14 protein-coding genes and 1 tRNA gene are annotated in these 19285 nt (G+C 56.5%); 14 read left to right on the forward strand and 1 reads right to left on the reverse strand.

What is annotated here, in order from left to right:
* The first annotated feature begins 105 nt into the window (after positions 1 to 105).
* From LPB405_RS04320 to LPB405_RS04340, 5 genes are all read left to right on the forward strand, one after another.
* Positions 106 to 684, forward strand: a complete 579-nt coding sequence (locus tag LPB405_RS04320; protein ID WP_219102012.1) for a TetR/AcrR family transcriptional regulator — start codon at positions 106 to 108, stop codon at positions 682 to 684.
* A gap of 137 nt (positions 685 to 821) precedes the next feature.
* Positions 822 to 1142 carry a putative quinol monooxygenase gene (locus tag LPB405_RS04325; RefSeq protein ID WP_049333773.1) on the forward strand — a complete coding sequence of 107 codons (321 nt, stop codon included), beginning with the start codon at positions 822 to 824 and terminating at the stop codon, positions 1140 to 1142.
* 246 nt (positions 1143 to 1388) lie between these two features.
* Positions 1389 to 2201, forward strand: a complete 813-nt coding sequence (locus LPB405_RS04330; protein WP_219102013.1) for an NUDIX hydrolase — start codon at positions 1389 to 1391, stop codon at positions 2199 to 2201.
* Positions 2202 to 2749: 548 nt separating this feature from the next.
* The gene (locus LPB405_RS04335; RefSeq protein ID WP_219102014.1) at positions 2750 to 4480 is read left to right on the forward strand and encodes an ATP-binding cassette domain-containing protein; all 1731 of its coding nucleotides are present in this window, start codon (positions 2750 to 2752) and stop codon (positions 4478 to 4480) included.
* A gap of 251 nt (positions 4481 to 4731) precedes the next feature.
* Positions 4732 to 6207: an RNA-binding domain-containing protein gene (locus LPB405_RS04340; RefSeq protein ID WP_257604981.1), complete on the forward strand. Its 1476-nt coding sequence runs from the start codon at positions 4732 to 4734 to the stop codon at positions 6205 to 6207.
* A 136-nt stretch (positions 6208 to 6343) separates the two neighbouring features.
* Here the strand turns inward: LPB405_RS04340 and LPB405_RS04345 are convergent, their stop codons facing one another.
* Positions 6344 to 6967 (reverse strand): superoxide dismutase, encoded by a 624-nt coding sequence (locus LPB405_RS04345; RefSeq protein ID WP_044150883.1) that lies wholly within the window; start codon positions 6965 to 6967, stop codon positions 6344 to 6346.
* A 1529-nt stretch (positions 6968 to 8496) separates the two neighbouring features.
* Here LPB405_RS04345 and LPB405_RS04350 point away from each other — a divergent pair.
* The 9 genes from LPB405_RS04350 to LPB405_RS04390 all read left to right on the forward strand — a co-directional run bounded on the left by LPB405_RS04350 (position 8497) and on the right by LPB405_RS04390 (position 19282).
* Entirely contained in the window at positions 8497 to 9048 is a 552-nt protein-coding gene (locus LPB405_RS04350; protein ID WP_219102015.1) for a MarR family winged helix-turn-helix transcriptional regulator, read from the forward strand.
* Positions 9049 to 9571: 523 nt separating this feature from the next.
* On the forward strand, positions 9572 to 10096 hold the full coding sequence (locus LPB405_RS04355) for a ferritin (RefSeq protein WP_070686876.1): 525 nt from the start codon (positions 9572 to 9574) through the stop codon (positions 10094 to 10096).
* Between the two features lie 232 nt (positions 10097 to 10328).
* Positions 10329 to 11681, forward strand: a complete 1353-nt coding sequence (gene nhaA, locus LPB405_RS04360) for a Na+/H+ antiporter NhaA (protein WP_219102016.1) — start codon at positions 10329 to 10331, stop codon at positions 11679 to 11681.
* Positions 11682 to 11732: 51 nt separating this feature from the next.
* Positions 11733 to 15083, forward strand: a complete 3351-nt coding sequence (gene lysX / locus LPB405_RS04365; protein ID WP_219102017.1) for a bifunctional lysylphosphatidylglycerol synthetase/lysine--tRNA ligase LysX — start codon at positions 11733 to 11735, stop codon at positions 15081 to 15083.
* 356 nt (positions 15084 to 15439) lie between these two features.
* A complete protein-coding gene (locus tag LPB405_RS04370; RefSeq protein WP_219102018.1) occupies positions 15440 to 17002 on the forward strand; it encodes an alanine/glycine:cation symporter family protein in 1563 nt (520 codons plus the stop codon).
* A gap of 152 nt (positions 17003 to 17154) precedes the next feature.
* The gene (locus LPB405_RS04375; RefSeq protein WP_257604983.1) at positions 17155 to 17481 is read left to right on the forward strand and encodes a PLDc N-terminal domain-containing protein; all 327 of its coding nucleotides are present in this window, start codon (positions 17155 to 17157) and stop codon (positions 17479 to 17481) included.
* A gap of 155 nt (positions 17482 to 17636) precedes the next feature.
* A tRNA-Leu gene (locus tag LPB405_RS04380) sits at positions 17637 to 17723 on the forward strand.
* A 228-nt stretch (positions 17724 to 17951) separates the two neighbouring features.
* Positions 17952 to 18818, forward strand: coding sequence for an FhaA domain-containing protein (locus tag LPB405_RS04385; protein WP_219102019.1), 867 nt, complete (start codon positions 17952 to 17954; stop codon positions 18816 to 18818).
* A complete protein-coding gene (locus LPB405_RS04390; protein ID WP_005507379.1) occupies positions 18818 to 19282 on the forward strand; it encodes an FHA domain-containing protein FhaB/FipA in 465 nt (154 codons plus the stop codon). Before LPB405_RS04385 ends, LPB405_RS04390 begins: the two co-directional genes overlap by 1 nt.
* Positions 19283 to 19285 lie beyond the last annotated feature (3 nt).

A 19285-nucleotide genomic window follows, 5' to 3' on the forward strand; every position in this document is an offset into this window, starting at 1 on the left:
GTTTTGGGGCTTGCCCGGAGGTTTTAAGGGATCCGGGAGGGTCCACAAACGAAGATTAACTATACCAACTGGACGGTATAGTTTCAAGCGGTTAGACTGGTACACATGACCACCCCCAACCACCGAAAACAACGCGCCACCAACCCCCGCGAACACATCCTCGACACCTACGTCGACCTGCTGATTCGCTCGGGAGAACGCGCCGCGACCCTCGACGCCGTCGCCACCGCCGCCAAGGTTTCCAAGGGCGGGCTGCTCTACCACTTCTCCTCCAAGAAGGCACTGCTTGAGGCGCTCGCAGAACGCACCCTCGCCCTGGCTGAAGAGGACTTCGCAGCAATGGAGCAGGCACCCGAGGGGGCAAGCGCCTACTACATCAATTCCTCCACGCCCGATAATTCGCCGTTCGACCGTTCCCTGATCGCCCTGAGTCGCCTGGCGCAGAGCAATAACGAACTTGCCCAACAGACCATGGCACGCGTGCAGGACGGCTGGCACGCGCTCGTCCTCGCGGAGATTGGTGACGAGCAGATTGCCCGCGCCGTACTGCTTCTGGGTGACGGCATGTACTACAACGCGGCCTTCGGGGGTGGTGCCACCAACCCGCAGACCGCAGACATGCTCAAGTCCGACCGCGCGGCGCTGGAACGCGCCCTGCAGGTTCTCAAAGCGGCGGCTCATTAAAACCGCACAAGCCACCCGACACAGCGGTTAAAGCCACAAGCTAAAACCGCCGCCTCACACCGTATTCTCCAGCACCGGCAAGCCCCCAGACCTTAAACTGGGAGGGTACGTACCCGCTCTTCAACCAAGGAGTTCCCATGATTTTTATTGCCGTAAAGTTCCCTGTCAAGCCCGAATACGCTGACCAGTGGATCGAGAAGACCCGCGCTTTCACCGAGGCAACCCGCGCCGAGGAAGGCAACAAGTTCTTCGAGTGGTCCCGCAGCGTTGAGGACCCGAACGAGTTCGTTCTGCTCGAGGCTTTCAACGACGACGCAGCTGGCCCGCACGTGAACTCTGACCACTTCCAGCAGGCTATGAAGGACATGCGTCCGCTGCTGACCGCAACCCCGAAGATTATTTCTCGTCTGATTGACGGCGACGACTGGGAAGCAATGGGCGAGCTGCAGATCGACTAGTCTGCACCCCAACTCAGCATCTAAACTGCATAATTAGACCCTCGAGTGTCCCTCCGCGCTGTTCTTATGGACAGCGCGGAGGGACACTTTCGCGTGCGCCACACCTGAACTTTTTTCCCTTGACACGACGCGGAGGGTACCGGTTTTCGGGTCGGCGGGTGCCTTGCGTGCATTTTTACCCTATTAACCCCTTAAAATGGGTAGAGTATGCACACCTATCGATACCCATTCGCACAGGAGGCCTGAATGAGCATCGCATCTGAGCCTCTTCCCGGCGCAGTCGCCGTTGAAGAGCACAACGACGTGGACCACACCTCTGTATCCCTCGCCGTTTCAACCGTTATTCTGGCCCTGCGCCCCAAGGAGAACGAGACCCACCCGACCCTGTGGCTGCCGCTGGTTCGCCGCCTCCGCGAGCCCTATAAGGGCCAGTGGGCGCTTCCTGGCGGTCCGCTCAACCCGAATCTTTCTCTGGAAGAGGCTGCCGCTTCGACCCTGAAGCGTGCCACCAACCTGGAGCCCGGCTACCTGGAGCAGCTCTACGCGTTCGGCGACGTTCTGCGCGCCCCCGAGGCACGCGCCGCCCGCCTGAGCGGCGCCCCGGTTCCCACCCCCGCCGCCGATCACGAGCGCGTGGTGTCCGTGGTGTACTGGGCATCGATTCCCGCCACCGAGGTTGCGAACACTCGCGTGCACGAGAACATCCGCTGGTTCCCGGTGGATGAACTGCCCGAGCTGGCATTCGACCACAACGAAATCATTGAGTACGCGCTCTACCGTCTGCAGAACAAGGTCGAGTACTCGCGTATTGCGCACTCTTTCTTGGGTGAGGAGTTCACCCTGGCGCAGCTGCGTGAGGTGTACGAGGCGATTCTGGGTCGTACCCTGGATCCGGCGAACTTCCGCCGCCAGATTGCGGCGTCGAAGTCAATTATTGACACCGGCCGCCGCGTGGAGGGCACCCGTCACCGCCCGCCGCGCCTGTACCGTTACAACGACGCTCAGGCGTACGCGGATGCGGGCCCGCTGGGTATGTACCGTGAGCGCCACGAGGCGTAATAGCTTTTATTTTCGGGCATGAGCCGCGTTTTACGCGCGCAGATTTAATGCTTAAAAGGAGGGGCGGCACCGAATGGTGTCGCTTCTCTTTTTGTGTTCTCTAGTGCCCTCTAGTGCTCTCTAGGGAGTATCAGTGCTTATTAGAAGGTTTTATAGGAGGGTACTTGACCCGCCGCTCACATAGTTCTATGCTGGATTCATCAGCTCTCTATCCGTGTTGCCCCGCCGCGGGGATAACCTACAGAGCTGATCGCATTGTTGAACCGAAGCCACCCAAGGCGCGACCGGGGTGTTCTTCGGAATCTAGGAGGCATCAAAGAAATGACCCACCGAGCATAAGCCCGGACCTCACATAATTTTTTCGCGCGCTCACGCAGCTATTTGCGCAGACATATTCCCCTGCGCACGTCCATTTTTCTGCGTGTCTCCATCAGCGCGCACGCACCCGGGCACAGGTACATCTACCGTTACGCTCGGGTTTTTTCATGCCTTCACGCCTTCATGTGCGCTGGCAGGAATCCGAGCACCTACTCGAAGGAACTCGGCCCATGTCACGTCACATTACACTCGATCATATTTCGTATGCGCATCCGACCCAACCTCCGCTTTTTGCGGATCTATCGGCAGTATTTTCGGCGCCTCTGACCGGACTCATTGGCGACAACGGTTGCGGAAAAACAACCCTCATGAGGTTGATTTTGGGTGATTTAACCCCGGATTCTGGCTCTTTGGCGGTCCCGGAGCGCATGGCGTATCTACCCCAGGATTTGGGCCTGGGTCGGGAGCAGACCCTCGCCGAGCTCTGCGGTATCTCTGAGACTCTGCGGGCGCTGCAGGCGGTAGAATCCGGTGAGTACTCCCCCGAACTCTACGAGGTCATCGGGGATAATTGGGACGTTGAGGAGCGTACCCTAGCTACTTTGGCAACCTACGGGTTTACCCCAGCAACCCTGGTTGATCGTGATAATCCGGAGGCTATCCGAGCTCTCTTTACTCGCGATATGCGCAGCTTCTCCGGTGGCGAGGCGGTCATTGCGGCACTTGCCTCACTCATGGTTTCTGACCCCGAGTTCATTCTGTTGGATGAGCCAACAAATAACCTGGACTCCGTGGCGAAGGCGCAGCTCTTCACCGCGCTGGAGGCACTGCCCTGCCCGGCGCTGATTATTAGTCACGACCGCGACCTGCTGGAGCGTGTGAACGTGATTGCGGAGCTTCACGCGGACCGTCAGGGACTGGCTCATCTACGCATCTTCGAGAGCAACTACAGCACCTACCGGCAGGCGCTGGAGACCGAACAGCAGGCAGCTCAGCGTCGCGTGACCGAGGCGAAGAATGAGGTGCGTTCGGCACAGCGTGAGTGGGTGCAGGCTCAGGAGATTATCTCGAAGAACATGTCCCGCGTGTGGAAGGATGATCAGCCTGACACGATTCTTGCCCTCGCCAAGGATGCCTCACGGCAGGCGGCGGCGAAGCTTCGAGTTCTGCGCGTGGGCAAGCAGGAGGAGGCTCAAGAGGCGTATCAGAACGCTCAGGATCAGGTGCGCATCCAGGAGAAAATCTATGCCGAGCTGAGCCAGCGGCCCCTACCCGCGGGACGTAAGGTGCTGGAGCTGAGCAGGGTTGATTCCAGCCAGGTTTCACGTGAAACATTTACTGTTCAGCAACCTACCAAGGTTGATTCTCTGCATTTTTCACCCGCCGAGGCGAATAGCGAGAGTCAGCAGGGAACCCCGGCGGAGCACCCCGAACATCTGATTCTCAGCGGCCCCGAGCACCTGCGTATTACCGGCGCAAACGGTAGCGGCAAGACCACCCTTTTGAACGCTATCGCCCACGCAGGCGATGCGGACTACCTCTCCCCCGTGCAGCCCGCCTACCGCGTCGACTATTGCATCGAGGGGGCGTATATTCCGCAGCGCATTACCCTCGACCCGGAGCTGACTCTTCTGCAGAGCGTGCAGCGGGCTAACCCCGGGGTGAGCGAACAGCATCTTCGTGATCAGCTGGCGCGGCTACTTTTCCGTCGTGAGAGCGTGCACCATAAGACCGGTGAGCTCTCCGGTGGTGAGCGTTTCCGTGCAGCGGTGGCGCAGGTTCTTTTGGCGGATCCGGTGCCGCAGCTGCTCATGCTGGATGAGCCGACGAATAACCTCGATATTTCGTCGGTGGATTGGTTGGTGCAGGCGCTCGAAGCCTATACTGGCGCGCTCATCGTGGTGAGCCATGATGAGGATTTCTGCCGCCGCATCCGCATTGACCGCACGCTGGCACTCTAGGGTTCCCGCCAAACACTCCGAACCCCGCGGGTACTGCACGGGGCTTAATGAACGGGTGCCCGGCACCTCCGAATATGGAGGCGCCGGGCACCCGCCATAGCAACAGCCACATAATTCACCCAAGTTCGCAGGCCGCCTCCTATTGACATGACAAATTATCGCCAATAGTTACATCTTTATCACAAAAATCACCCTTATTTGTAACTAACATTCCACGATTAGGTCCAAAATGTCACTCCAGGAATTACAATATGTACATGTATACGCCTGAAGAACTAACACAAACACTCAATGAGCTACGACTTCTAGGCAGGGACAGCCTGACTGTGGAAGTTAAGTCAGCCCACATGGGTTACCCTTCCTCCATTGCTGAAACTATCTGTAGCTTTGCTAATCGTCCAGACGGAGGCACCATCATATGCGGCGTGGATGAATCCCAAGATTTCACTCCAGTAGGTGTCTACGACGTCGAAGACTTACGAGCAAAAATTATTGATGCTGCGCAGAATCTCAAACCAAAAATTGCAGTAGAAACCAGTGACATGGTTCTGGACGACCATCAGCTACTTATTGTGTCTGTTCCAGGGTTGCCGGTTCAGGAACGTCCCTGTTTCAAAGGCAATGTAGCGTATCAACGGCTGGGGGATGGTGATTATCCGATGGACAGTTACGCCCTAAGTCTGATGTACGCCCAACGTCACAAACCGCACAATGACCTGCAAAGCATCGCTCATACGTCCATTGATGATTTAGACAAGTCCTACACCCAGGACTTCCTGCGCCAGGTACGTCTCTCCTCGGCCCGTTTGCGTCAGAGCTCTGACCAAGAAATTTTGTATAAACGCAATGTACTAGCGGCAGATAATCATTTAACCTTGGCTGGGTTGTGCGCTCTAGGTGACTACCCTCAGCAGTTTTATTCCGGGGCGAGCGTTATTGGCGTAGTGTCTACAAGCGGAACAACCCGTAATGATGACCGTTTTCGAAGCGAAGGTCCTATTCCCGCCATGCTTGAAGATACCCTTGCATGGCTTATGCGCAACATTAAGAACCGCACCGTAACTGCTCCTAATGGTGCTGGGCTCATCGATCAGCCAGAAATCCCTCCGGTAGCTCTCCGAGAATTTGTAGCCAACGCACTCGTCCACCGTAGTTACGAACAAGATGCTTCAGGGAAATTTATACAGATCTTTATCAAACGCGGGCGTATTGAAATCATCAGCCCCGGCGGTTTTTGGGGTATTTTGCCCAGTCAGGTAGGTGTTGTACATCGTCCCGCGGCTGTAAACGAGGCGTTATACGCTATCTGCCAGAATGTTCGTCTCAGTGACGGTCATCGACTTATCGAAGGCGAAGGCGGCGGTATCCTCGCTGCGCAACAGGCCCTGGTTGATGCTGGACTGCGTAAGGCACATATTATCGACGAGGGTATACAGGTGCGCGTCATCATCTACCGCTCTGCCGATGACACGCAACCTACTAACACAATGGGGGTATCCTCTGCTCCTCAGCATGCTGAGATACCAGAAAATTTGTCCCCCACGGAATCCCAGGTGTACGTTGCTTTGACCCGCGGACCAGCTACGGTCGCTGACATTGTGGAAAGCACCCAGTTGACTGCACGGCAGGTGCGGTACGCGTTGCCCAAGCTAATCCAACGAGGTTTGGTGGAGCAAAAAGCGCGTTCGGGACGCCGCGGCTCGGTATACCGTATGGTAGCAGCCTAGAGTCTTACTCTCTCTGTCGCACCGCGCAGTTCAGGGATAAACGAACGGGTGCCCGGCACCTCCGAATATGGAGGCGCCGGGCACCCGTTTCAGTTATCTCACCGCGGTCACTTCACCGCGCTGACGAAAACCTAGATTAGAGGACCAGGCCCTTGGTCTGGGACACTGCGCGCTCAAAGCGAGCCTGAACGTCAGCCCAGTTCACAATGTTCCAGAATGCCTTGACGTAGTCGCCCTTAACGTTCTGGTAGTCCAGGTAGAATGCGTGCTCCCACATGTCCAGCTGCAGAACGGGGATCAGTGCAACGGAGATGTTGCCCTGCTGATCGTAAAGCTGCTCGATGATGAGGCGCTTGCCAACGGTGTCCCACGCGAGGATTGCCCAGCCGGAGCCCTGAATGGTCAGTGCAACGTTGGTGAAGTGCTCGCGGAACTTGTCGAAGGAGCCGAAGAACTCGTCAATTGCTGCTGCCAGCTCGCCGGTGGGCTTGTCGCCGCCCTCGGGGGACAGGTTGTTCCAGAAAATCGAGTGGTTGGTGTGGCCACCCAGGTTGAACGCCAGGTCCTTGGAGAGCTTGGAGACGTTGCCGTACGCACCGTTCTCGCGTGCCTCTTCGAGCTGCTCAAGAGCTGCGTTAGCACCTGCAACGTATGCTGCGTGGTGCTTGTCGTGGTGCAGCTCCATGATCTTTGCGGAGATGTGGGGCTCGAGCGCCGCGTAGTCGTAGGGAAGCTCGGGGAGAGTGTACTTTTCAGCCATGATGATGCCTTTCATTAGAAAACTTGGCTCGTATTAAAGATTACCAGCGTAGCGTTTACTTTACCTTTCATGAATTGGGGAGCGTCACATGTGCGCACCAACCCGCTCGAGCCTGTGGATTTTAGGCGGGAGCTTTTCCCTACATCTGTGGATAACCCTGTGTATCAACAGGCTTTTCAGGCTCGGTACCCTCTTCTGCCTTGAAATAACAGGGTATGCACTCATGTGAATAACAGTGCTGTAAGTTCTCCACACTGTGGATAACTGCTGTGGATAACAGCCGATTTTGGGGATGTGCGGGGGATAAACTGCAGAATTTTCGCTCTCATTCGAGGCATTTTTCCTTCTACTAGCCAAAATTTTGGACGCCAACAGGGGTGTCGAGCGGTCTTACACGCCTCTTTACGCCGGCGGCGGTGGATTAAGTGCACAGGGTTATCCACAGGTGTGGAAACTTTGAGGTTCCGCGGATTTAAAGGTGAAAAGCTCTTCTGTTTAAGAACTGACCCTCGGTTTTAACGGCTGCGAAAGCCTGTAATTACAAGAATTTTTCTGCAGAGCCCTTAAATTGCATCCGTGGCGAGCCTCGACTCCGCTCCACCAAATCACATGCGTGTAAGTTCTCCACACTGTGGATAACCCCTGTGGATAACACTCCCGACACGATACGGCGCAACAATACCGCAGTCCCACAGCGCAGCCACGCAACACGACCTCACCGCGCAACCTCACCGTGCAGCCGCACTGTGTAGCTGCACCATGCAACCACACAGCGCAGGTGTTTGCACCTCCTCACTCCCCCGCCCCCCCCCCGGGCCCGTACGGCGCTCTTACCGGTACCAATACGAGAGCAAAGAAAAAGAGCACCCGATCATTGGATGCTCTTAGAGTGAGTTGATAGAAATTTGAGTTAAAAAGATACGGTACGGAATGCAGCCCAACCACGAACTGCACCCGCACCGCACATCCGTCGGTAGAAATACGAGTTACTCGTACACCGACGACAATCACCGATAAATAGAGAGTCGAACCTATCGAAGCGAGCTTCCGGTCTCGCCTCGGAGGCTTCCTTCGACCCCGTTATGTAATTAGTGTACACGGTTTCATTACGGTTGCAAAGCCAAAACCGAGATTTTTTTAAAATTTTTGTTACCGTTTCGTTATTTTTCGACCTCGGAACACTCTTTGCCGGCCCGAGAATTTTCTTCCACCACCTAAAAAACCTTGATATTCCGCGGAAGTTGGCATTATGCACGGAGGTGCTTCTTGGTATGGTCTCGTCTATACTTGTACCAGAAATCTTTTTAAATATGCCGTATATCACTTGCTTACCTTGGGTATTTGCAGTCACCGCGTGCAAAAAGATACCCCTAGCACCCCTCAAAAAATTAGCACCAAAGTGTCAACCATTACTTGACCGTACCAATTTTGAGTCACCTAGTCAGACCTTTCGCTACAATGGGTGCCAACACGCCACTTCTCTCTTTATTTAAGAGAGCTCCATATCCGATAAAAGAGGAACCAATCTCGTGTCCATACCAACCACGTCTGCGCAGCAGCCGGAGAATGCCTCGCACAGCGAATCCACCCAGTGGCTCTCCCCGCAAGAGAGAGAAGGCTGGCTCTTTATCAGCTCCATCATCTTCAGCCTCACCCGCAAGCTAGAGAATCAGCTACAAACCGAGGCTGGCATCAGCTTCGTTGAATACATGGTGCTTGCAATGCTTTCCGAGTCCAAGGATCATTCCCTGACCATGACCGAGCTGGCAATCACTACGAACACTCTTCCCGCACGCCTCTCACGAGTCGTAGCGCGTTTGGAGAAGGATGGATACGTCCGCCGTTCCCTCAGCGCCGAAGACCGCCGAGTCAGCATCTGTCACCTGCTCCCCGCAGGCGAGCAGAAGGTTCAGGAGGTCGCACCCGGCCACGTGAACGAAGTACGCCGCCAGATTTTCGACCACCTCACGACCGAGCAGGTTGAGCACCTCGCAGAAATCGGCGAGGCAGTCCTGGGCAACACACCCTCAAACGTCATCTCCATTGATGCACTCCAGCGCGGAGAATACCCCGCACAATAACCTCCTCCACCCTTGGTGAGAGTTGAGAGAATCAGAGATAAGGCACATTCCCCACCGGAAACGTGCCTTATCTCTTTAATAGACTTTCTTATAAACAGCCTCTTGCGGCCGCGAGCGCTACGGCATACGTGAACCCCAAAACTGCCTCAAGTACCCCCAGCCATCGCCACATGCAAAGAATTTTAAAAAAATTTTTACAGCTCGAGGACCACTCAGGAACGCCGGATGAACGGCAGTCGAGCACAAGCCACCTCGTGTAAGTGTGTGGGAGATTGAGGTATCCAGTGCCTCCCTCAACCGCGAAATCTCAAGGGAACACACGCAATACCACTCAATCCAAAGAAAGTATTCAGGGTATCCACACTAAGGGTTGTGGTGACAATATGTCAGGGGTACCTCATCTACCCCACCGATTAGCCTTTTCTCTCTGTACAGGACGCACCCCACCCCTTACGATAAATATCAACAGGTTGCACCGCGCCATCCGGCACCCAAAAGCAACCACCATATAAGGAGAAACCATATGTCTAAGTCTTTCTACGACCTTCTGAACGAGCAGATTGGCCACGAGTTCGCTGCATCCCACCAGTACCTGTCCATGGCTATCTGGCTCGACGGTGAGGACCTGCCCCAGCTGGCTAAGTTCTTCTACCAGCAGTCCCTCGAAGAGCGCGAGCACGCACTCATGATGGTTCAGTACAAGCTGGACCGCGGCCACAAGGTCGAGATTCCCGCTGTTCCCGCCGTCAAGAACGACTTCGAGAACGTTCAGGAAATCGTTGACATGTCCCTGGCTCAGGAGAAGGTTGTCACCGGTCAGATCGAGGCTCTGTTCTCCGCAGCACGCGCTGAGAACTACGCACTGGGCGAGCAGTTCATCCTCTGGTTCCTGAAGGAGCAGGTTGAGGAAGTTGCCACCATGGAGACCCTGGTGACCATCGTGAAGCGCGCAAACGGCAACCTCTTCGACCTGGAGAACTACGTTGCACGCGAGCTGGCACACGACCACGGTCAGGAATCCGGCGCACCCGCAATCGCTGGTTCCTAATCTTTCGCTTGCCGGCTAGGCACCTAGTCGACCACGCAGAATATTAAAACGTTCCGCCCTCACCGCACCACGCGGCGAGGGCGGAACGTTTATGCATATAAACCACGAAAAACCATTGCAACGCACCGTCCAGGAGTTAAAAGCCGCCAGCGGGTACTCGAATACTCATACAGTGCGGAGTAAACTTAAAAGCCTTAGATGCCGCAGAATACCGCGGCAGAAAGAGGAGAGAATGACTCACACCAACCCAGATACCCTCAGCCGCGGCTCGTATAGCAACTCACGCCGCGTAGCCGATATTCTGCGTGCAGAATCAGTCGGCGGTACCGTGCTTCTGATCGCAACGGTACTGGCAGTAGTACTCGCCAACACCCCCGCCTCCACCCTCTACTTTGGTCTGCGAGACACCGTGGTCGGCCCGGTTATCCCCGGCTTCAACCACCTACAGATGAGCGTCGGTACCTGGGCGGCAGACGGTCTGCTCGTCGTTTTCTTCTTCCTCACCGGTCTGGAGCTGAAGAAAGAATTCGTGATCGGTGACCTCAAGTCGCCGTCCACCGCTATTGTGCCGATTGCGGCTGCTTTCGGCGGCGTTGCGGTGCCCGCAATTATCTACACGGCTCTGAACTTCACCAGCCCCACCGCTCTGCGCGGTTGGGCTATCCCCACCGCAACCGATATTGCGTTTGCGGTGTCTGTTCTCGCCGCAGTGGGCACTTTCCTCCCCTCGGCGATGCGTGTCTTCCTGCTGACCCTGGCTGTGGTCGACGACCTGATTGCAATCTGCATTATCGCGATTTTCTACACCAATAACTTCCACGGCGAGTACCTGCTCTTTGCACTCATCCCCCTCGCCCTTTTCGCGTTCATCGCCTACCGCGGTGAGACCATGCTGCACCTGAAGCCGCTGGCTGCCTGGTTGCTGCTTCTGCCCCTGGGTATTATCACCTGGGCGCTCTTCCTTGAGTCCGGTATTCACGCCACCATTTCTGGTGTGGTTCTGGGCTTCCTAGTGCCCGTGAAGATGTCCGCTCGCTCTGAGGCGGCGCAGGCTGAACACGGTCTTGCGGAGGTGCTGGAGCACCGCTTCCGCCCCCTCTCTACCGGCATCTGCGTGCCGATTTTCGCGTTCTTCAGCGCGGGTGTGGCTGTGGGCGGTTTTGAAGGCCTCGGACGCGCCCTCACCGACTCCGTGGCGGTCGGCATTATGGTTGGGCTGGTTGCCGGTAAGACCATCGGTATTTTTGGTACCACCTGGCTCGTCACCCGCTTCAAGAACGCTAACCTCGACCCGGATATCGCCTGGATTGACGTGGTCGGTCTGGCTGCAACCAGTGGTATCGGTTTCACCGTGTCCCTGCTGGTGGCTGAGCTGTCCTTCCCGCACGGCTCGGCGCACACCGAGGACGCAAAGATTGCGATTCTCGTCGGCTCTGTTCTGGCTGCCATTGTGGGTGCGTCTATCCTGTCTCGCCGAAACAAGCACTACCGTGCGCTGGCTGAGAAGGAAAGCGTGGATGCTGACGACAACGGCATCCCCGACGTCTTCGAAGACACCTACCGTGACCCAAAGGCTGAAGCCTAGCCAGATTCTTTAGGTCCAATACCTTCTCTACACCCCGATTCCTCGCTAATAATGATGTCTCACCGCACTACCTCACGTCGCCGTACAGCACGAGCAGGGCAGGCGTCTGCGCCTCCCTCTAGGTATGCAGAGACATCAGCACGCGTGGTCATCGGGGTGTATTCTTTTGCCGCGCTTCTGACCACGTTCGCGTGGATTATCTCTCCTCTGCGGCACGGCCGTGGCTTCACCTGGTGGGAAGTCATTGCGGACCTGCTGAATATTCCCTCCACGCATACTCTGCCCAGCGCCATCACGATGATTGTGATGGTGTCCGGGCTGATTGTGCGCAAGCGCGCTGCCCTCATTGCGGCGATTGTTTTTCAGGTGCTCGGCGCGCTGATCGCGACCCATAGCGCTTTCACGCTGGCGTTCCCGGCGGGAATCATGCCGAAGGACCGTATTTTCTCCTCGACGGTCGATACTCTCTCCATCGTGTTTGCGTGTGTGCTGGTGCCGTTCCTTTTCTCGATTCGTTCGGCGTTCCCGGCACGCATTGGTCGCCTCTCGTGGGTGGGTGCGGCATTGACGGCTGTTGGCGGTATCCTGCTGACTACCCTGGTGCTCTGGTACCTCTGCCACATTGGTGTGTGGGAGCCGTTGCGTTTCATCACCCCGTGGGAGCTACTCATGCACGGCATGGGTATTGAGCGTACGCATCCTGGTGTTTGGGCTGCTGATGTGGTGGCTTTCTTGGCTTCGTTTGGTTACGGTGCCTCGCTGGTTGCGGCGCTGTACCTGTTGGCGCGCGGTTACCGTGCCCCGGATGCGTGGACCGGTGAGAAGGAGCTGAAGATTCGCGCCCTGCTGCAGCAGTACGGTGCCAATGATTCGCTCTCCTATTTTGCGACGCGCCGCGATAAGCAGGTTATTTTCTCTCCCGATCAGAGGGCGGCGATTACGTACCGCTCGGTGGGTTCGGTGTGTTTGGCGTCGAGCGACCCGGTGGGTGACCCTGATTCGTGGGATGCCGCGATTGAGCAGTGGATGCTGCAGGCGCGTAGTTACGGTTGGGTTCCTGCGGCTCTGAGCGTGAGTGAGGCGGGTGCTCGCGCCTATAACCGTGCGGGCTTGTCGATTATTCAGATGGGTGAGGAGGCGGTTCTTGAGGCGGACCGTTTCACGCTCAATGACACGTCGATGCTGCCGGTGCGTCAGGCGGTTCAGCGTGTGCGCCGCGGCGGGTACACGGTGCAGATGCGCCGTTTTTCAGAGCTGGATGAGCAGCAGCGCCAGCAGGTTGCGGAGAATATTTCTGCGTGGCGTCATGGGCGTGTGGAGCGCGGTTTTTCGATGGCTCTGAATCGTGTGAATGATCCGGCGGATTCTTCCTCGCTGCTGGTTTCGACTCATGATGAGTCAGGCCGGATGGTGGCTCTGCTGTCGTTCGTCCCGTGGGGTCCTACCGGCCTGTCGTTGGATGTTATGCGCCGCTCCCCCGATGCGCCTAATGGTGTGGTGGAGTTTATGGTGGCGTCGCTGATGGAGCAGGCGGCGTCTTTGGGTGTGCGTCGGGTGTCGCTGAATTTTGCGATGTTCGGCCATATTTTTGAGGCTGCTGATCAGGTGGGTGCGTCGGCGTGGAACCGTTTTGCTTCCCGCTCTTTGGGTGTGCTGGATCGTTTTCTGCAATTGCGCCGTCTGTACCGTTTCAATCTGAAGTTTGCCCCACTGTGGGTTCCTCGTTTTTTGGCGACGGAGCCGACGTTGGCGATGGCGAATGTTGTGTTTGCTGCGGGTATGGCGGAGGGTTTCTTGCCGAACCTGTCGGCGCGCCGTTTGCAGGATCAGGAGCAGCGTCTTTCTGCTGATGAGTTGGAGGCTCTTCAGCAGATGCAGCTTGCTGCCGTGGATGAGCTTCCTGAGGTGTCGCGTAGCGATCAGACTCAGCATCGTCTGCGCCATCTGGAGGCGCTGCGTGCGGCGGGTATGGAGCCGTATCCGCTGGGTGGTGAGAAGGGCAGTAATGGCGCCTCTGTGCTGGGTATCAAGGATGCTCTGCGTATATTCTCTTCCGCAAATATTCCAGATTCGGAATTTATAGTTTCGGGCCGTATTCGCGCGCTTCGCAACCACGGTGGGGTCCTTTTTGTGACCCTTATTGAAGGTGGCATAACCCTGCAGGTCGTCATGGAGCGCAACCTGGTGGGTGAACGCCTGCTGAACCTCGCCTCCCGCAACCTGGATACTGGCGATATCATCACCGTGCAGGGTAGCTACGGGGCGAGCCGCAATGGCACCCCATCGCTGATTGCATCCACCTGGTCCATGGCGTCGAAGAGTCTGCACCCCATCCCCTTCGACTCCTTTACCGACCCGGAGGCGCGTCTGCGTCGCCGTTCCACGGACCTGTTGGTGCATCCGGATCAGATGCGGAATCTGCGTTTGCGCACCGCGGTGATTAAGGCGTTGCGTGCCCGACTGGATGCGGAGGGTTTCCTTGAGGTGGAGACCCCGATTCTGCATACGGTGCATGGTGGCGCGAGCGCGCGTCCGTTCCGCACGTATATCAACGCCTATGGTGAGGATTTGACGCTGCGTATTGCGCCGGAGCTGTACCTGAAGCGTCTGGTGGTGGGTGGTAGCGGTCCGGTGTATGAGCTGGGTCGTGATTTCCGTAATGAGGGTGCTGATGCGACCCATAATCCGGAGTTTACGGTGCTTGAGGCGTATCGTCCGTATGCGGATTATGTGCAGATGCGAGAGTTGACGGAGCGTCTGATTAAGGATGCTGCGCAGGCGGTGTTTGGTTCGGTGTCTTTGCCGCTGGGTCATAAGGCGTCGAGTGAGCGCACGGTATCTGATGTGTCGGGTCCGTGGCGTGTGGTGTCGGTGTGTGATGCCCTGTCGGAGGCGCTGGGTCGCCGCGTGGATGTGCAGACGGATTTTGAGGAGCTGCTGGTTCTGGCGCAGCAGCACGGTGTGCGTGTTCATGAGGGTATGGGTCCGGGCGCCATCGTTGAGGAGCTGTATGGTGAGCTGGTTGAGGCGCATACGGTGGAGCCGACGTTCTATACGGATTTCTCTGCGGAGACGAGTCCGCTTGCGGCGCCGCATCGTAGTGTTCCGGGTTTGGCGGAGCGTTGGGATTTGGTGATTAACGGCATGGAGATGGGCTGTGCGTATTCCGAGTTGGCGGATCCGCTGGTGCAGCGTGAGCGTCTGACGGAGCAGTCGTTGAAGGCGGCTTCGGGTGATCTGGAGGCGATGGAGGTGGATGAGGATTTCCTGTACGCCTTGGAGACGGGTATGCCGCCGACGGGTGGTTTGGGTCTGGGTGTGGACCGTTTGGTGATGCTGTTGGCTCAGACGCAGATTCGTGGGGTTTTGTCGTTCCCGTTTGTGAAGCCTGAGCGTTCATAGCCCCGGCCAGAACCCTCGTTTATTTGCGAACCCCCGTTTATTTGCTAAGCCCGGTGCGAGGTTTTATGCCTTGCGCCGGGCTTTTCGCGCCCGCCCCGCTAGTGTTGGTGGACCCCGTACGGGAGTCTATATTTACTCTGCTCGTATATTAAATATTCGTTACATTTTGGATTGCACTCCTTTTTAAGTTGCCTAGCGGGGGTTGCTCCCGACACAATGGGGTGACTAATTATACGGAGCATATACCCCTCCGTTACGCGGCTTTGAGTCCGCGCCACCCAGCAATGTAGCCCACACGTTGTCCGTCTTTCGGATTTGAGCGTGCGGGCTTTTTGCTTTCAAGATTGGAGTGCCGAGTGGATTTTCTTCTGAATATCATCGGGGACATTAATACGCAGACTGCGGAACTGACTTCCTCCGTGGATGCCGTGCAGAACTGGATGTGGAGTAATTTCCTCTACTACGCTCTGATTGCGGCTGGTCTGTACATTACGATCCGCACTCGCGGTGTGCAGTGGCGTTCCATTAAGGAAATGATCCGCGTCCTGGGTGACCCGGTTGCTCGTGAGGCTGACGGTAAGAAGAGTATTTCTTCGTTCCGTGCGTTTACTGTTTCGGCTGCTTCTCGTGTGGGTACCGGTACTGTTGCGGGTGTTGCTTTGGCTATTGCTATGGGCGGCCCGGGTGCTGTGTTCTGGATGTGGGTTATTGCTGCTGTTGGTGCAGCTTCTGCTTTCGCGGAGTCCCTTCTGGGTCAGCTGTACAAGGAGCGCGGTAAGGATTCTTACATTGGTGGTCCGGCGTACTACATGAAGCGCGGTCTGAATGCTCCGTGGATGGGTTACATCTTCGTGGCGTTCATTGTGGTCACTTATGCGTTTGTGTTTGTGGCGGTTCAGACGAATGCTGTGGTGGATGCTGCGGCGAACTCGTTCAACATTGATGTTTCGGGTACTAACTCGATGGGCTTCCGCATCACTATTGGTCTGATTATGGTGGCGCTGACTGCGGCTATTATTTTCGGTGGTATTCGCGCGATTTCTTCGGTGACTGAGTGGCTGGTACCGATTATGGCGGTGCTGTATCTGCTGCTGGGCCTGCTGGTTGTTCTGCTGAACATCTCTGAGGTTCCGAATATGCTGCTGATGATTTTCCAGGGTGCTTTCGGTATTAAGGAGTTTGTGACCGGTGGCGCGATGGGCGCCGTGATTTGGGGTATGAAGCGTGGCCTGCTGACTAACGAGGCGGGTATGGGTACTGCTCCGAACGCTGGTGCGACCGCTACTATTTCTCACCCGGCTAAGCAGGGTTACGTGCAGACTCTGGGTGTTTACTTTGACACGATGATGGCGTGTACTGTGACCGCGTTTATTGTTCTGCTGTCGAATCCGACCTATGGTGATCGTTCGCGCGGTGCGTCGCTGACTCAGTCGGCGCTGGCTATGCAGCTGGGTGACTGGGCGGTTCACTTCCTGACTATCGCTATTTTCATGTTTGCGTTCTCGACTGTGATTGGTAACTACTACTACGGCGAGTCGAATATGCGTTTCGTGACTGAGCATAAGCTGCCGATGACTATTTTCCGTGCGCTGGTTCTGGTGTTCGTGTTCTTCGGCGCGATTTCTTCGCTGGATCTGGTGTGGACTACCGCGGATATGTTGAATGCCGGCATGGTGATTGTGAACTTGACGGCGGTTCTGTTGATGACTCCGCAGGTTGTTGCGGTGTTGAAGAACTATGAGGCTCAGCGTAAGGCTGGTTTGGAGCCGATTTTCAAGGCTTCGGATATGCCTGAGTTGAAGAATCTTGCGGCGTGGGATGGTACCGATGCGGTGACCACCCGTGAGTTCTGGGCTGAGTATGATGCGAAGGCTGCTGAGCGTCGTGCTGCAAAGAAAGCTAAGAAGGTTAGCCGCTAGTTTCTAAGCCTTGTATAGGCTTTTGTGGAGGGGTCCGTCCTGCTGTGTGTGGGGCGGGCCCTTTTATGTGCCGGGGGCGTCTGTGAGGGGGTTCCTGCAGCCTGTATGTTCTTGTGGGGTCTGTATGCTTAGGAAGGATATTAGGAGGGCTCATGAATTGGAATGCTGTACTGGAGCTGGTGGTCACGGTCGTTTTTCTGGCTGGTATTGCGCTGGCGCTACTGTGCTTGGTGACCATTCATCGGAATCCGTATTTTTCTGAGGTGCAGAAGTTGAAGTGGCTTCTGCTGGTGTTGTGCCTACCGTATGTGGGTCCGGTGACGTGGTTGTTGCGTGCGCGTTTGGAACGTATTGACCGGGAACGTGCTGAACACGAGCGTATGGTGCGGGGTTCCGCGACTGCTTCCAGTGCGACTGCATCCAGTGCGACTGCATCCGGTGCGGCGGCTTCCGGTGGAGTGTCCGATAGCGCCTCATAGTGTCTCGGAGGCTCTTTCTGATCCCTCCACCACCTCCAAGTAACAAAGCAAACAGCAAGGCAAGTAACGAAGGTCACACTCTCTCAATTGGACAGCACCGCATGCAGTCCGTATAGTTTTATGTGTTGCCTGCGGTGATACACCGTAAGACACATGCGCGAGTGGCGGAATAGGCAGACGCGCACGGTTCAGGTCCGTGTGCCCGTGAGGGCGTGGGGGTTCAACTCCCCCCTCGCGCACCAACGATCCCCGGTTCGAAAGAACCGGGGATTTTTTCATATCCATAACCAATTCCCCGCTAAATGACGGGGTTCCAGAGCGATGGCGAGTGCATCACCTAAAATAGAATCGGGTGTGTTCATTCACAGGGCACACAGCAAACGCACAGACACGCTCGTTAAACTGAGCCTTTCGGATAAAGACCGTTTGCGCGGTCTGTTGCTCGGAATGGTCGTTGAGAAGGAGGCGGCATGAAGTTTTTCGACAAGCTGGGCAAGCTGGAGCAAGGCATCGGTCGCACTGTCGGCCTTTCCAAGGGCTTCGGCACCTTTGCGAAGGCGGATGTCGCTAACCGCGTCCGCATCATGATGGATGACGAGTCCTATGTGGACGGCAGTGGCCGCACTATGGCTCCTAATGTCTATACTCTCCGTTTTGCACCGGTTGATTTCCCTCGCGTGCGCGAGTGGGGCAACCCGTTCGCTGTTGAGCTGTGCGATTTGGCGATTTCACACGCCCGCGCGCAGGGTTACACCCTGATCGGTGCGGTTCGCGTGACGTTCAACGTTCTTGATTCTCTCTCTGAGGGCGAGTTTGAGGTTGTTGCGACCTTCGAGCCGTTCTCTGTGCCGGAGGCTCCGGCGTCCCCGTCGTCTCTGCGCGGTGCTACTAACTATGCGCCGGTGCGTCCGCCGCGTGAGTCTTCTTTGCCGACCCGCATTACGAAGCCTGCAGCTCAGCCGGCTCCGCCCGTTCAGCCTGCGCCTCAGCAGGCTCCGGCACCTCGCCTGAACATGCCGGTACCGTCCCCTGCGGCGGGTGCTCCCCGTTTCTTCTTGGAGATTGAGGGTCGCATGCACCCGGTGGATCGTCTGCCGTTTGTGTTGGGCCGCGGTTCTGATGCTGATTTTCGTCTGGATGATAAGGGCGTTTCTCGCCGTCACCTGCAGCTTTCGATGCAGGGTGGTGCGGTGGTCGCCTCCGATATGGGTTCTACTAATGGCACGCTGATTAATGGGGTGCCTTTGCGTGCGCCCGTGGTGCTGGCGAACGGTTCGCTGCTTCGCATGGGTAATACCCGCATCATTTTCCATAGTTCGACCGGAGGTGCCCGTTAATGGCGTCCGAACTGACTGTTACTATCCTTCGTTACGCTTTTCTGGCGCTCATCTGGTTCTTTGTTTTCCTGGTGGTTTCGGCTGCTCGCCGTGACCTTGGTTTGGGTAAGAACTATCGTGCGGCGCCGGTTGATGCTGTTCCGGAGGCTACCCATATTGCGCCTCCGCCGACTCGCCCTTCGCAGCTTGTGATTACTGCGGGTGCGCAGGCTGGCGCGATGATGCAGCTGGGTGATCACCCGATTACTATTGGCCGCGCTAATGACATTGAGGTGTCCCTGCAGGATGATTACGCCTCGGGCCGTCATGCGCGTCTGTTCCCTCAGGGTTCCCGTTGGTTCCTGGAGGATTTGAATTCTACTAATGGTACGTTCGTCAATGGCGAGCGTCTGACTCGTGCGACCCCGATTGAGCCCGGTGATGATTTCCGCGTTGGCGGTACCACCATGCAGTTGAGGGGCTAGTGT

The organism is Rothia mucilaginosa (assembly GCF_019334805.1).
Taxonomy (GTDB): domain Bacteria; phylum Actinomycetota; class Actinomycetes; order Actinomycetales; family Micrococcaceae; genus Rothia; species Rothia mucilaginosa_C.